This window comes from Sphingomonas sp. R1 (genome assembly GCF_025960285.1).
In the GTDB taxonomy this organism is placed as follows: Bacteria; Pseudomonadota; Alphaproteobacteria; order Sphingomonadales; family Sphingomonadaceae; genus Sphingomonas.
Map to the genome: position 1 here is coordinate 2,787,080 of NZ_CP110111.1, position 12,019 is coordinate 2,799,098.

The 12,019-nt window shown below is 66.7% G+C and carries 14 protein-coding genes; 6 read left to right on the forward strand and 8 right to left on the reverse strand.

Going from position 1 to position 12,019, the window contains the following annotated elements; translation table 11 throughout:
- Positions 1 to 2: 2 nt before the first annotated feature.
- From ileS to OIM94_RS13340, 3 genes are read left to right on the forward strand one after another with little or no spacing between them, the layout of a single operon-like run.
- A complete protein-coding gene (gene ileS / locus OIM94_RS13330) occupies positions 3 to 2,870 on the forward strand; it encodes an isoleucine--tRNA ligase (protein WP_264607202.1) in 2,868 nt (955 codons plus the stop codon).
- The gene (gene lspA, locus OIM94_RS13335; protein ID WP_264607203.1) at positions 2,867 to 3,388 is read left to right on the forward strand and encodes a signal peptidase II; all 522 of its coding nucleotides are present in this window, start codon (positions 2,867 to 2,869) and stop codon (positions 3,386 to 3,388) included. The genes ileS and lspA overlap by 4 nt, the downstream gene beginning before the upstream one ends.
- Positions 3,381 to 3,794 carry a DUF3035 domain-containing protein gene (locus OIM94_RS13340; RefSeq protein ID WP_264607204.1) on the forward strand — a complete coding sequence of 138 codons (414 nt, stop codon included), beginning with the start codon at positions 3,381 to 3,383 and terminating at the stop codon, positions 3,792 to 3,794. Before lspA ends, OIM94_RS13340 begins: the two co-directional genes overlap by 8 nt.
- 125 nt (positions 3,795 to 3,919) lie before the next feature.
- Here OIM94_RS13340 and OIM94_RS13345 read toward each other — a convergent pair whose 3' ends face one another.
- The 4 genes from OIM94_RS13345 to OIM94_RS13360 form a co-directional block, all read right to left on the reverse strand.
- Complete coding sequence (locus OIM94_RS13345; RefSeq protein ID WP_264607205.1) at positions 3,920 to 4,708, reverse strand: TorF family putative porin; 789 nt, start codon at positions 4,706 to 4,708, stop codon at positions 3,920 to 3,922.
- A 220-nt stretch (positions 4,709 to 4,928) separates the two neighbouring features.
- Positions 4,929 to 5,393 carry a RidA family protein gene (locus tag OIM94_RS13350; protein WP_264607206.1) on the reverse strand — a complete coding sequence of 155 codons (465 nt, stop codon included), beginning with the start codon at positions 5,391 to 5,393 and terminating at the stop codon, positions 4,929 to 4,931.
- Positions 5,394 to 5,437: 44 nt separating this feature from the next.
- Positions 5,438 to 6,049, reverse strand: a complete 612-nt coding sequence (locus OIM94_RS13355) for an HAD family hydrolase (RefSeq protein ID WP_264607207.1) — start codon at positions 6,047 to 6,049, stop codon at positions 5,438 to 5,440.
- A complete protein-coding gene (locus OIM94_RS13360) occupies positions 6,046 to 6,285 on the reverse strand; it encodes a DUF3572 domain-containing protein (RefSeq protein ID WP_264607208.1) in 240 nt (79 codons plus the stop codon). Before OIM94_RS13360 ends, OIM94_RS13355 begins: the two co-directional genes overlap by 4 nt.
- Before the next feature lie 60 nt (positions 6,286 to 6,345).
- On the opposite strand from OIM94_RS13360, the gene OIM94_RS13365 reads away from it, so the two are divergent.
- Positions 6,346 to 6,768, forward strand: a complete 423-nt coding sequence (locus tag OIM94_RS13365) for a response regulator (protein WP_264607209.1) — start codon at positions 6,346 to 6,348, stop codon at positions 6,766 to 6,768.
- Positions 6,769 to 6,807: 39 nt separating this feature from the next.
- Here OIM94_RS13365 and rpmG read toward each other — a convergent pair whose 3' ends face one another.
- Complete coding sequence (rpmG, locus tag OIM94_RS13370; protein ID WP_010125625.1) at positions 6,808 to 6,975, reverse strand: 50S ribosomal protein L33; 168 nt, start codon at positions 6,973 to 6,975, stop codon at positions 6,808 to 6,810.
- A gap of 231 nt (positions 6,976 to 7,206) precedes the next feature.
- On the opposite strand from rpmG, the gene OIM94_RS13375 reads away from it, so the two are divergent.
- Positions 7,207 to 7,701 carry a Dps family protein gene (locus tag OIM94_RS13375; protein WP_264607210.1) on the forward strand — a complete coding sequence of 165 codons (495 nt, stop codon included), beginning with the start codon at positions 7,207 to 7,209 and terminating at the stop codon, positions 7,699 to 7,701.
- Between the two features lie 51 nt (positions 7,702 to 7,752).
- Here OIM94_RS13375 and OIM94_RS13380 read toward each other — a convergent pair whose 3' ends face one another.
- Positions 7,753 to 8,073 carry a hypothetical protein gene (locus OIM94_RS13380; RefSeq protein WP_264607211.1) on the reverse strand — a complete coding sequence of 107 codons (321 nt, stop codon included), beginning with the start codon at positions 8,071 to 8,073 and terminating at the stop codon, positions 7,753 to 7,755.
- Between the two features lie 82 nt (positions 8,074 to 8,155).
- Entirely contained in the window at positions 8,156 to 8,983 is an 828-nt protein-coding gene (locus OIM94_RS13385) for a metallophosphoesterase (RefSeq protein WP_264607212.1), read from the reverse strand.
- Positions 8,984 to 9,031: 48 nt separating this feature from the next.
- On the opposite strand from OIM94_RS13385, the gene OIM94_RS13390 reads away from it, so the two are divergent.
- Entirely contained in the window at positions 9,032 to 10,609 is a 1,578-nt protein-coding gene (locus tag OIM94_RS13390) for a cisplatin damage response ATP-dependent DNA ligase (RefSeq protein WP_264607213.1), read from the forward strand.
- Positions 10,610 to 10,952: 343 nt separating this feature from the next.
- On the opposite strand, the gene OIM94_RS20165 is transcribed toward OIM94_RS13390, so the two are convergent.
- A complete protein-coding gene (locus OIM94_RS20165; protein WP_319801124.1) occupies positions 10,953 to 11,759 on the reverse strand; it encodes a cold-shock protein in 807 nt (268 codons plus the stop codon).
- Positions 11,760 to 12,019: the final 260 nt, after the last annotated feature.

A 12,019-nucleotide genomic window follows, 5' to 3' on the forward strand; every position in this document is an offset into this window, starting at 1 on the left:
CCATGACTGACGCAACCGACACCCAGCGCGACTGGCGCGACACCGTCTTCCTGCCGAAGACCGATTTCCCGATGAAGGCCGGCCTTGCTGCCAAGGAGCCCGCCATCCTCGAGCGCTGGGCGAAGATTAGCCTCTACAGCAAGCTGCGCGAGGCCCGCGCCGGCCGCGAGCGCTTCCTGCTGCACGACGGCCCGCCCTACGCCAATGGCGACATCCATATGGGCCATGCGCTCAACAAGATCCTCAAGGACATCGTCGTCCGCAGCCAGAGCCTGATGGGCAAGGACGCGCCCTATGTCCCCGGCTGGGACTGCCACGGCCTGCCGATCGAGTGGAAGGTCGAGGAAGCGTACCGCGCCAAGAAGCTCAACAAGGACGAAGTCGACCCCGTCGCCTTCCGCGCCGAATGCCGCGCCTATGCCGAGAAATGGGTGGCGGTGCAGCGCGGCCAGTTCGAGCGGCTCGGCATCCTGGGCGACTGGGACGATCCCTATCTCACCATGAAGTTCGACGCCGAGGCGCGGATCGCGGCTGAGCTGCTCAAGTTCGCCGAGAGCGGCCAGCTCTATCGCGGCGCCAAGCCGGTGATGTGGTCGCCGGTGGAGAAGACCGCGCTGGCCGAGGCCGAGGTCGAATATGAGGACATCACCTCGACGCAGATCGACGTGGCGTTCGAGATCATCGAGGCGCCGAACGCCCCCGAGCTGGTCGGTGCGCATGCGGTGATCTGGACGACCACGCCGTGGACGATCCCGGTGAACCAGGCTTTGGCCTATGGCGAGGGGATCGAGTACGTCGTCGGCCTGCTGTTCGAAGGCGAAGCAGGTTATGTGACGCCCGGGCAAGAGATTCCGTTGATCCGGGAGCGTGGTCTCTACATCGTAGCGGCTGATCTCAAAGAGAAGTTCGAGGAGCGTATAGGGCGGACTCTCCACGAGCGCGGACGGATCAAGGGCTCTGACCTCGCCGGCGCCGTCGCCCGGCACCCGATGCACGCGCTGGGCGGCTTTTTCGCCAAGCCGCGGCCGTTCCTGCCTGGCGACTTCGTCACCACCGATGCGGGTACCGGGCTCGTGCATATGGCGCCGGACCATGGCGAGGACGATTTCCTGCTGTGCAAGGCGCACGGCATCGATCCTGTCTTCGCGGTCGACGGCGCGGGCATGTACCGTGCCGACTGGCTGTGGCTCGGCGGCCAGGGATCAGTGATCAACAAGAAGTTCGTCAGCGCCGAAGGCCCGATCTGTTCGGACCTGCGCGCCGCCGGCGCGCTGCTCGCCGCCTCGGACGACTTCCAGCACAGCTATCCGCACAGCTGGCGGAGCAAGGCGAAGATCATCTTCCGCGCGACCCCGCAGTGGTTCATTCCGATGGATCGGAGCGCGAATAGCGACCTGCCGGGGGCAGGTCGCAGCGCGGAGAGCGGCGCGCAAGGCGCGCCGTCGGGCGGCAACGCCCCCACCCTCCGCGAAATCGCGCTCGATTCGATCGAACGCACCCGCTGGGTGCCGGAGCGCTCGATCAACCGCATCCGCGCGATGGTGGAGGGACGCCCGGACTGGGTGATCAGCCGCCAGCGCGCCTGGGGCGTGCCGATCGCGCTCTACGTCAACCGCGCGACCGGCGACTATCTGCGCGATCCGGCGGTCAACGCCCGCATCCTCGACGCCTTCCGCGCCGGCGGGGCCGATGCCTGGTTCCAGGCCGACCACCAGGCGCTGCTCGGCCCCGACTACCGGGCCGAGGACTATGAGGTCGTCACCGACATTCTCGACGTGTGGTTCGACAGCGGCTCGACCCACAGCTTCGTGATCGAGGCGCGCTACGGTGAGGGCGTCCGCGCCAATCTCTATCTCGAAGGCTCGGACCAGCATCGCGGCTGGTTCCAGTCGTCGCTTCTCGAATCGTCGGGTACGCGCGGCCGGGCGCCCTATGACGCGGTGCTCACCCATGGCTTCGCGCTCGACGGCCAGGGCAAGAAGATGTCCAAGTCGCTCGGCAACGTCGTCGATCCGCTGAAGATCATCGGCGAGAGCGGCGCGGACATCCTGCGCCTCTGGGTCGCACAGACCGATTATTTCGACGACGTCCGCATCGGCAAGGAAGTGCTGGCCGGCACCGGCGACGCGTACCGCAAGATCCGCAACACCTTCCGCTATCTGCTCGGCGCGCTCGACGGGTTCGGCGAGGCGGAGAAGGTGGCGGTCGCCGACATGCCCGAGCTGGAGCGCTATGTGCTCCACAAGCTGGCGGCGCTCGATGCGGAGCTGCGGTCGGCGGCGGAGGCGTTCGAGTTCAACCGCTATGCGCGCGCGCTCGGCGACTTCATGAACGAAGACCTCTCGGCCTTCTTCTTCGATATCCGCAAGGATTGCCTCTACTGCGATGCGGAAAGCGATCCCAAGCGCCGCGCCTATCGCACCGTGCTGGACGTGCTGTTCCACGCGCTGGTCCGCTACGCCGCGCCGATCCTCGCCTTCACCGCCGAGGAAGTGTGGCAGAGCCGGTACCCTAGCGAGGACGGATCGGTTCACGAGCTGGAATGGCCGGTGCTGCCGGAGGGCACCTCGGTCGAGCATGACTGGACCGCGATCCGCGCGCTGCGCCAGACCGTCACCGAAGCGATCGAGCCCTATCGCCGCGAGAAGAAGGTGCGCTCCAGCCTCGAGGCCGAGGTGACGGTGCCGACGCTGCCGATGCCGGCCGAGGAGCTCACCGAGCTGTTCATCGTGGCCAAGGTCGAATCCGGCGCCGATGTCATGGTCACGCCCACCGATCGCCACAAATGCGGCCGGTGCTGGCGCCATCTTCCCGAAGTGACGCAGGACGGGGCGCTGTGCGACCGCTGCGAAAAGGTGGTGTCGGAATGAAGTCGGTGCGGATTTTCGGTTTTGCGGCCGCGCTCGGCGTGTTCCTGCTCGACCAGCTGACCAAGTACATCGTCACCGGCCCGCTCGGGCTGGTGGTGCAGAATGATTCGATGACGCTCGCGCCGATCTTCGACCTGCGCTTCGTCAAGAATATCGGCGTGTCGCTGGGCCTGCTTTCGGCCAACAGCCCGACGACGCGCTGGCTGCTGGTGCTGATGACGGCGTGCATCGCCATTGGTGTGTGCGTGTGGATGCTGCGCGAGAAGAAGACCGGCGACGTGGTCGCGCTCGGCTTGGTGCTGGGCGGCGCGTGCGGCAACATCCTCGATCGCTCGCGCCTCGGCTATGTCGTCGATTTCGCCGACCTGCATTTCGGCGAGTGGCGCCCCTTTTTGGTCTTCAACGTGGCCGATGCCGCGATTACCATCGGCGTGGTGATCCTGCTGCTCCGTGCCCTGCTCGTTCGCGACAAGAACCCCAAGTCGCCTGCCCCTGTGGAGAAGAAATTCAATGCGTAAGTTGATCCTCGTCGCGACCGGCGTCGCCCTGGTGGCCTCGCTCTCGGGGTGCGGCAAGAAGGGGTATGATCGGGCGCGTCCGGACGAGTTCGCGGTGGCCCGCCAGGCACCGCTGGTGATCCCGCCCGATTTCTCGCTGCGTCCGCCGCAGCCGGGTGCGGCGCGGCCGCAGGATACCAACCCGTCCGACCAGGCGCTGGAAGCGCTGTTCGGCGGCACCGCGGCGCGCAGCCCGGCCGAGACCGCGACGCTCGATCAGGCCGGTGCCGCGAGCGCCGATGCCGGCGTGCGCAGCAATGCCGGCAGCCCGTCGACCACGGTGGTCGACAAGGGCAAGACCACGCAGGACATCCTCAAGTCGCCCCAGGGCGACAACAAGGATGCGAGCGCCACGACGCCGCAGTGATCGATCGCCTCTTGGCGTGAAAAGAAAAGCGCCGGTCCGCATCCCGCGGGCCGGCGCTTTTGCTTTGTCGGACGGAGCGCCCGGGAGCCGTCAGGGGCGGCCCCCCGCCGCCCCCCTTTGCGCGATCAGAAGCTGACGCCGATCGATCCGATCACGCTGGCCTTTGCCGCGTCCTTGCCGCTGGGCGTGGGGAAGGCGGCGTCGGTATCCACATAGGCGACGCCGAAGGTCAGCGCCTTGTAGGTAAAGGCCGCGCCCAGGCTCCAGTCGGAATATTCCTTGCCGATCGCCAGCCAGTCCGGGCCGAAGGTGTGGCCGAGATGGCCGGTGAGGCTGATCGGCGTGTGCGGCACCGCGGCGGAGAGATCGCCGGCCAGATAGAGATTGTCCTGCTTCGGGAGCGTGCCCCCTTGGCCTTGGTCGAGCTCGAGCGCCTTCTGCTTCGGCGCGTAATTGGCGGTCGCCTTGGCCGTCACCGGACCGATCGCATAGGACACCGAGACATAGGGCTCGATGAAGTCCGAGGACGACTTGTCGGTGCTCTTGTTGCGGGTGCCGGGATAGACATAATAGAGCGCGCCGACATCGAGCGTCACACCGTTCTTGAACGCATGCTTGTAGCCGGCGATCAGGTCGATTTCCTGGTGCGCGGTGCCGTGCGCGGTGACGTAGTTGTCGACCGAAGACCCCCAGAAGCTCACGTAGAAGCCCGAGGCGTGGCTGATCGTGGCGCCGCCCTGCACGGCGAAATTGCCGTCGGTCTGCGAGATGCCGCGAAACTTGTAATCGCTGATCAGCGTCGCGCTGCCGTTGATCGTGATGGCCGGCGCCGGGGCCGGAGCAGCCTCTTGCGCCAGCGCAGGGGCGGTGGTGGCGAGCAGCAGCGCGCCGAGGCTGATCGAGGTGAAGCGCATGGAATCCCTTTCAAGTGCAAATAAAGGGTTCCTGCCTGCTGCCACCGGCATCGCATGGGATCGGGCTCTGCGGCCCCGCGACTTCCGGTTTGCAACAAAACATTGCCGGAAGCCGGGGGGTGAACGCAACCTTCTTCGGGAACGCCGCCCGAGTTTGTAATGTAGTGTTGCTGCAGCGCCACATTGAGTCCCGCCGCCGCGGCGGCAGCGTGGCGCGCAATCAGGCCAGTTCGAAGATCGCGTCGACTTCGACGGCGGCGCCGAGCGGCAACGCCGCGACGCCGACCGCGCTGCGCGCATGACGGCCCGACTCGCCGAACAGCGCCTGCATCAGTTCCGACGCGCCATTCGCAACCTTGGGCTGATCGGTGAAATCGACGGTGGAGTTGACGAACACGCCCAGCTTCACCACCCGCTTCACGCGCGACAGATCGCCGTCCAGCGCCTTCTTGATCTGCGCGACGAGCATCAGGCCGCAGCGCTGCGCCGCTTCGGTGCCAAAGGCGATGTCGCGGTCTTCACCGAGACGGCCGGTCATCAGCGCGCCGTCCTTGAACGGCAGCTGGCCGGAGACGTGGAGCAGCCCGCCGGCCTCGACGACCGGAACATAGGCGGCGACGGGAGCGGCGGCCTCGGGCAGGGCGAGGCCAAGCTCGGCGAGCTTGCGATCGATAGCAGTGGTCATGCCCGATCCCAACCACCGGGTGCGGGCAGGGTCAAGGGGCGGACTCAGGCCCGGGCGAAGCGCTCCAGGATCCAGCGCTCTGCCTCGCGCCAGTCGTCGATCCGGGCATGGGCATGCGGGGCGGGCGGTACCTTGGGCGCAAGGCTCGGCTCGGCCACCATGTGCAGCCGGAACACGTCGGGCGCATGTTTGGCGACCGATTCGTGATGCACGGCGAGATCGTCGACGAATACCGCTACCGGCGCGCCGTGCTCCGCCACCAACCTCGCGACCGGGCCCCCCTTGCCGCCCTGGTTGCACTCCACCCGGTGGACGATGCCGTGATTCGCCAGCTGGGTGATGCGATGATCGCGGCAATGGTCCTGCAGGTTCGTGAGCACGATGATATCGGCAATTTCGGCAATGCGGCCCAGCGCCGCGCGGGCATGCGGGACGAGCGTCTGGCGTTCCATTTCGGCGGGGAAAAAGCCGTCGAGCAATGCCCACATTTCCTGGGCCTCCAACGTGCTGCCGTCGCCGCGACGGCGCATCGACTCGGCAAAGTCGCTGCCGTTGAGCGCAAAATCGATGTCGTGCGTGTCACCCAGCCATTCGCCGAAATGGCGCACCATGTGCAACAGCACCTCGTCGCAATCGGTGATCAGAAGCGGTTTCATGCCTGTTCCAGCGTTTGACGTGCGGCGACCAGCGCGGCCGGGGGTAGATCAAGCGCATCGGCGCAGGCGATCAGATCGGGCTCGTAGGATTCGAGAAAGCCCAGCGTCGCAGCGAGTAGCGCAGGCTCACCAGCGCGGGCGCGCAGCGTGGCGGGATCGAGGCCGGTCAGGTCCAGCAGGCGATTCGCCCGACCCGATTCGCCGAGCACCCAGACAAGCGCCTGTAGTGCTATCATTTCCGGATTTGTCACTGCGTCCGCCATGGCCTAACACCCCCGGAAAGTAGAGGGTAGCGCGTGCCAAAAAGAGTACTCGTTGTCGAGGACAACGAATTGAACCTGAAGCTGTTCTGCGACCTGTTGCGGGCGCACGGCTATGAGGCCGAGCCGGTCCGCGACGGGCGCGAGGCCGTGCCCGCGGCACGTCGTTTCCGGCCCGATCTGGTGATCATGGACGTGCAGTTGCCGCACGTCACCGGCTTCGAGCTGATCCGCCAGATGCAGATGGACGCAGCGCTTGGCCGCATCCCGATCATGGCGGTGACCGCCTATTCGAGCCATGAGGACGAGGAGCGGATTCGCGCTGCCGGCGCGCGCTCCTATGTCGCCAAGCCGATCTCGCTTGCGCGATTCGTCGACCAGGTCGAGAAGCTGATGGCGACGGTGGGGGATGCCGATGCAGCGAAAACGCCGGACCCCCGCGAGGATCCGGCGCGATAAGATCGAACCGTGCGGGCGCGGATATCGCGCCCGGCAGGATTACTTGATCTTCGCTTCCTTGAAGTCGACATGCTTGCGCACGACCGGGTCGTACTTGCGGAAGCTCAGCTTCTCGGTCTGCGTGCGCGGATTCTTCTTGGTGACATAGAAGAAGCCCGTATCCGCCGTGCTGACGAGCTTGATCTTTACGGTGGTCGGCTTTGCCATGACCCGGAACCCTTGATTCGTGCGAAAAGAAAAGAGCGGCGCGCTTGTGAGCACACCGCTGACAGGCGAAGGCGGATGCGCGAATCACACGGAAAAGTCAAGCATCGTGCGATGCACTGCATCGATGAGGCTGATCGAGATAATGCGAGCGTATGGCTGGCTGCGCGCGGGAACCCGATCCACTATGTCGATCGTTATCGGCACGAATCGACTTTTCCAGGAAGGACACCCATGGCTGAAAATCCCGCCCTCGCAACGCCGACCGATCTCAACCGGAACGACACGAAGAGCGTCGCGGAAGCCCTGAACAGCGCGCTTGCCGATTGCTTCACCCTCTATTTCAAGACCAAGAACTTCCACTGGCACGTCTCGGGGCCGCATTTCCGGGACTACCACCTGCTCCTCGACGATCAGGCCGCGCAGATCCTGGGCGTGACCGACGCGATCGCCGAGCGCGTGCGCAAGACCGGCAACACCACGCTGCGCTCGATCGGCGACATCGCGCGTCGCCAGACGATTTCGGACAATGATGCGGAATTCGTGGCGCCGGGCGACATGCTCGCCGAATTGCGCGACGACAATCTCAAGCTGGTCGAGAGCTTCCGTGCGGTGAAGGAAGCCGCCGAGGATGCCAAGGATAATGCCACCAGCGGCATTGTCGACGAGTGGACCGACCAGGCCGAAGAGCGTGCCTGGTTCCTGTTCGAGGCCAGCCGCAAGGGCTGAGCCGAAGCCGGCCGGCGCGTGCCCCTCAGGCCGCGTCGGCCGTTTGCCGCGTTACTTGATCGCGGCCAGGTCGGTCTCGACCTTCTTCAGCATGTCATCGGTCAGCGCGCCGTTCGAGAAGGGCTGCACCGCGCGCAGGCTCATTGCCTTGAACTGGTCCAGCGCCGGGTGCGACGACAGGCCGGGAATATCCGCATCCAGCACCGCCTTGGCCTTCTCGTCGGCGATCAGGGATTCGATCGGCGTGTCGAGGCTGAACTTGGCGGCGGACGCAGCCGCAGGGGCAGTCGGCGCCGCGGCGGGGGTCTGCTGCGCCATCGCGGCGGGGCTGATCACGGCCGCGGCGAGCGCGCAGGCGACAAGAAGCTTCATTGGAAAGGCTCTCCCTCATCGGGCGCACGACCGCGCCCGCAAGGAAACGCTATCCACGAAATGCGGCAGCTTTGCGAATCGTTCAGCGGCCGGGGCCGTCCAGGGTCAGCAGCCACATATCGGGTACCGCGCCGATGCGGAGCGGGACACCGCTGGTGCCGATGCCTGCGGTAACCAGCACGTCGCGGCCGGGTTCGCGAATTAGCCCACAGGCGTAGCGGCGGCCGTAGCGCGACGCCGTCTTGATCGGCCCGAGGAGCGGCGGGGCTATCTGCCCGCAATGGGTGTGGCCGGCGAGCACCAGCGGCAGATCGGGCGGCAGCATCGGCGCGACATCGGGCGTATGGCTCAGCACCAGTACGGGGCCGGGTAGGGCGTAGGCGGCGCGGATCAGGCGACTCGGCCGGAACTTGCCGTGATAGAGATCGTCGGCCCCCGCGATCGTCAGTGCGCCGCGCCGTACCGCCTGGTTGCGCAGCACGGTGATGCCGGCGGCCGCAAGGCGGGGCGGCAGATCGGTGGCGCCGGCATCCGAATAGTCATGGTTGCCAAGCACGGCGATCGTTCCGTACCGCGCACGCAAGCCGGCGAGCGGTGCGCTCGCCTCGGCAGCATCGTAGAGGCGGGTCGAAAGCGTACGTTCCTGCTCGATATCGCCGGCGATCAGCACGAGGTCGGGGTGGAGCGCATTTACCTGCGCCACGATCCGGGCGATGCGGGCGGGGGGCGTATCGGGGCCGGCGACGTGCAGGTCGCTGAGCAGCACCACCCGCATCGGCGCGGCGCCGGCGGGCCAGTTGCGCAGGTGCACGGCGAGACGGCGGACCACCGGATCGCGCGTGGCCGTCGCGTAGCCAAGAGCGAGAATTCCGATCCCGAGGATCACGAGCAGAAGGAAGAGACGCTTCATCACCTTGACCCCTAGCGCGAGCGCGCCTTCGCGACCATCTCCTTGGGCATGCGCGCTTTCGCCGACCTGCTCGACCGGCTGATCTACACGCGGTCGAGGAATGCCAAGCTTCGCCTGATCGGCGAGTATCTGCGCGCCACGCCGGATCCCGATCGCGGCTGGGCGATGGCGGCGCTGACCGGAACGCTCGATCTTCCCGCGGTCAAACCGGCGCTGCTGCGGGCAATGATCGAGTCGCGAGTCGATCCCGTGCTCTACGGGATGAGTCGCGATTTCGTCGGCGATTCGGCGGAAACCATCGCGCTGCTATGGCCGGAGCCGCGGACGCCCCCGCCCGAATCGGCGCCCCTCACCTTGGCGAAGGTGGTCGATACGCTCGGCGCGCTGTCGCGTTCGGACGCGCCCGAGGTTCTGGCGGCGATGCTCGATCGGCTTGAGGCCGATGAGCGGTACGCGCTGCTCAAGCTGGCGACGGGCGCGCTACGCGTCGGCATCTCGGCACGGCTCGCCAAGACCGCGCTTGCCCAGGCCTTCGGACTCGATGTCGATGCGGTGGAGGAGGTGTGGCACGGGCTCCACCCGCCCTATGGCCTGCTGTTCGATTGGGCCGAGGGCCGGGCCGAGCAGCCCCGCGCTGAGGATGTGCCGGTGTTTCGGCCGTTCATGCTCGCGCATCCGTTGGAGGAAACGCGGCTAAGCCTCGCCGACTATGCCGCGGAGTGGAAATGGGACGGCATCCGTGTCCAGCTCGTCCACGCCGGCGGCGAGACGCGGCTGTACAGCCGGGCAGGAGACGACATCACCCGCAGCTTTCCGGAAGTAGCGGCGGCCTTCACCACGTCGGGCGTGCTCGACGGCGAACTGCTGGTTCGTGGTGAGGTGCAGGGCGGCGAGGCGGGTAGCTTCAACGCGCTGCAGCAGCGGCTGGGGCGCAAGCTGGTCTCGGCCAAGACACTCGCGGAATTTCCCGCGTTCGTCCGCCTCTACGACATCCTCTTTGACGGGGGCGACGATCTGCGCGAGCGCACCTGGCAGGAACGCCGAACCCGCCTGGAAGCGTTCGTGCCGCGACTGGATCCCGCGCGATTCGACCTGTCCGCCGTGATCGACGCCGCTGACTTCGCCGCGCTGGAGGAAATTCGCGCGGGCGCCCGGGATGCCGCAATCGAAGGCGTGATGCTCAAGCGGCGCGACTCGCCGTACGTGGCGGGGAGACGCGTGGGGCTGTGGTACAAGTGGAAGCGCGATCCGCTCACCGCCGACTGCGTGTTGATGTATGCGCAGCGTGGCTCCGGCAAGCGCAGCAGCTTCTATTCGGACTTTACCTTTGGCGCCTGGACCGAGAACGGCGAGTTGCTCCCCGTCGGCAAGGCCTATTTCGGCTTTACCGACGAGGAGCTGAAATGGCTCGATCGGCATGTCCGCACGCATACGGTGAACCGCTTTGGCCCGGTGCGCGAGACGGACAAGTCGCTGGTGCTGGAAGTGGCGTTCGATTCGATCCACGAATCGAAGCGCCACAAGTCCGGCCTGGCGATGCGTTTCCCCCGCATCGCCCGCATCCGCACCGACAAGCCGGTGGCGGAAGCGGACACCATCGCCGGGCTCCGGCGGCTGGTCACCTGAGGGGAGCGCGACCGTCAGGTGGTTGCGGCTTCCGTCTTCCTGGATCGACGGGCGCGCGCTGTTGCGCCCGCAGTCGCTAGGCCGACGATCATCATGCCCCAGCTCGCGGGCTCCGCGACGCCGGCGGGTGTGGCTTCTCCCGGAATGCGAATGCTGAGGCTACGCGGCCGATGGTTGCATGCTGCGCGCGCCACACCTCGCGCCATCGCTCCGCTTGCGTACGAAAAAGCCTGCGCCTTTTTGCTTGTGCAGCTTTCTCGTACGGCAACGCGATGGTGCGCGCGCAAACGAAAGGGGCCGGACGTTTCCGTCCAGCCCCTTCCTATTGCGTCACCCGTGCGGGTTACTGCTGCGGCGAAAGGTTCACCGCTGCGTACTTGCCGCGACGATCGACCTCCAGCTCGAACTCGAGCCGGTCGCCTTCGTTGAGCGTCGGCATGCCGGCGCGCTCGACGGCCGAAATGTGCACGAACGCGTCGGGCTGGCCGTCATCGCGCTGAATGAAGCCGAAGCCCTTCATTGCATTGAAGAACTTGACCGTGCCGGTCGCCTTCTCGCCGGTGAGCTGGCGCTGCGGGCCGCCACGCGGCGCGCCGCGATCGCCGCCGAAGCCGCCTGCGCCCTGCTCGCGCGGAGCGCGCTCGACGACTTCCATCGGTTCGCCATCGATCTTCAGCGTGGTCGCCGAGATGCGACCGCCGCGATCGACGAGCGTGAAGCCGAGCGGCTGGCCTTCCGCCAGTGCCGTCAGGCCTGCCTGCTCCACGGCCGAGATGTGCACGAACACATCCTCGCCGCCGTCATCGCGAACGATGAAACCGAAGCCCTTCTGCGCGTTGAAGAACTTAACGACGCCGGTGCCTTCGCCGATGACCTGGGGGGGCATGCCGCCACCGCCGCCGCCGCCGCCGCGGAAGCCACCGCCGCCGCCGCCGCCGAAGCCGCCACCACCGCCGCCGAAGCCGCCGCCGCTACGGAAGCCACCGCCACCGCCGCCGCCGAAGCCGCCACGATTGCCGCCACCAAAGCCGCCGCGATCTTCGAAGCCGCCGCCGAAGCCGCCGCCGCCGAAGTTATCGTCGCCGAAACCATCGCGCTTGTCCCTGCCGCGCCCACCGCGCTCGCCGCGACGTCCTCTATCGAAACTCATGCCCTGTTCGTCTTCCCGGTTCGCCCTCAAACTACCAATCAAAACCCGAGCGCCGGACGAAAAACGCAGGTCTTCCGGCGCTAACGTAGCGTCCGAGGCAGAGTCATACCCCAAAAAAACAGGGTGCGCGAACGAAAATCGCGCGCATGCCCCGTTTGCGGCAGGAAAGTGTCCGCGCGGCAACGGTGGTGACGTTTTCTGGGCACAGGTTGCGGGCGCGGATCGCGGGTTGGATCCAAACCCCTGGGAAGGCGGGCGGC

What these genes read in the sequence shown, in the direction of transcription:
- ileS (WP_264607202.1), top strand. Translation starts at nt 3, where the DNA reads ATGACTGACGCAACCGACACCCAGCGCGACTGGCGCGACACCGTCTTC.
- lspA (WP_264607203.1), top strand. Translation starts at nt 2,867, where the DNA reads ATGAAGTCGGTGCGGATTTTCGGTTTTGCGGCCGCGCTCGGCGTGTTC.
- OIM94_RS13340 (WP_264607204.1), top strand. Translation starts at nt 3,381, where the DNA reads ATGCGTAAGTTGATCCTCGTCGCGACCGGCGTCGCCCTGGTGGCCTCG.
- OIM94_RS13345 (WP_264607205.1), bottom strand. Translation starts at nt 4,708, where the DNA reads ATGCGCTTCACCTCGATCAGCCTCGGCGCGCTGCTGCTCGCCACCACC.
- OIM94_RS13350 (WP_264607206.1), bottom strand. Translation starts at nt 5,393, where the DNA reads ATGACCACTGCTATCGATCGCAAGCTCGCCGAGCTTGGCCTCGCCCTG.
- OIM94_RS13355 (WP_264607207.1), bottom strand. Translation starts at nt 6,049, where the DNA reads ATGAAACCGCTTCTGATCACCGATTGCGACGAGGTGCTGTTGCACATG.
- OIM94_RS13360 (WP_264607208.1), bottom strand. Translation starts at nt 6,285, where the DNA reads ATGATAGCACTACAGGCGCTTGTCTGGGTGCTCGGCGAATCGGGTCGG.
- rpmG (WP_010125625.1), bottom strand. Translation starts at nt 6,975, where the DNA reads ATGGCAAAGCCGACCACCGTAAAGATCAAGCTCGTCAGCACGGCGGAT.
- OIM94_RS13375 (WP_264607210.1), top strand. Translation starts at nt 7,207, where the DNA reads ATGGCTGAAAATCCCGCCCTCGCAACGCCGACCGATCTCAACCGGAAC.
- OIM94_RS13380 (WP_264607211.1), bottom strand. Translation starts at nt 8,073, where the DNA reads ATGAAGCTTCTTGTCGCCTGCGCGCTCGCCGCGGCCGTGATCAGCCCC.
- OIM94_RS13385 (WP_264607212.1), bottom strand. Translation starts at nt 8,983, where the DNA reads ATGAAGCGTCTCTTCCTTCTGCTCGTGATCCTCGGGATCGGAATTCTC.
- OIM94_RS13390 (WP_264607213.1), top strand. Translation starts at nt 9,032, where the DNA reads ATGCGCGCTTTCGCCGACCTGCTCGACCGGCTGATCTACACGCGGTCG.
- OIM94_RS20165 (WP_319801124.1), bottom strand. Translation starts at nt 11,759, where the DNA reads ATGAGTTTCGATAGAGGACGTCGCGGCGAGCGCGGTGGGCGCGGCAGG.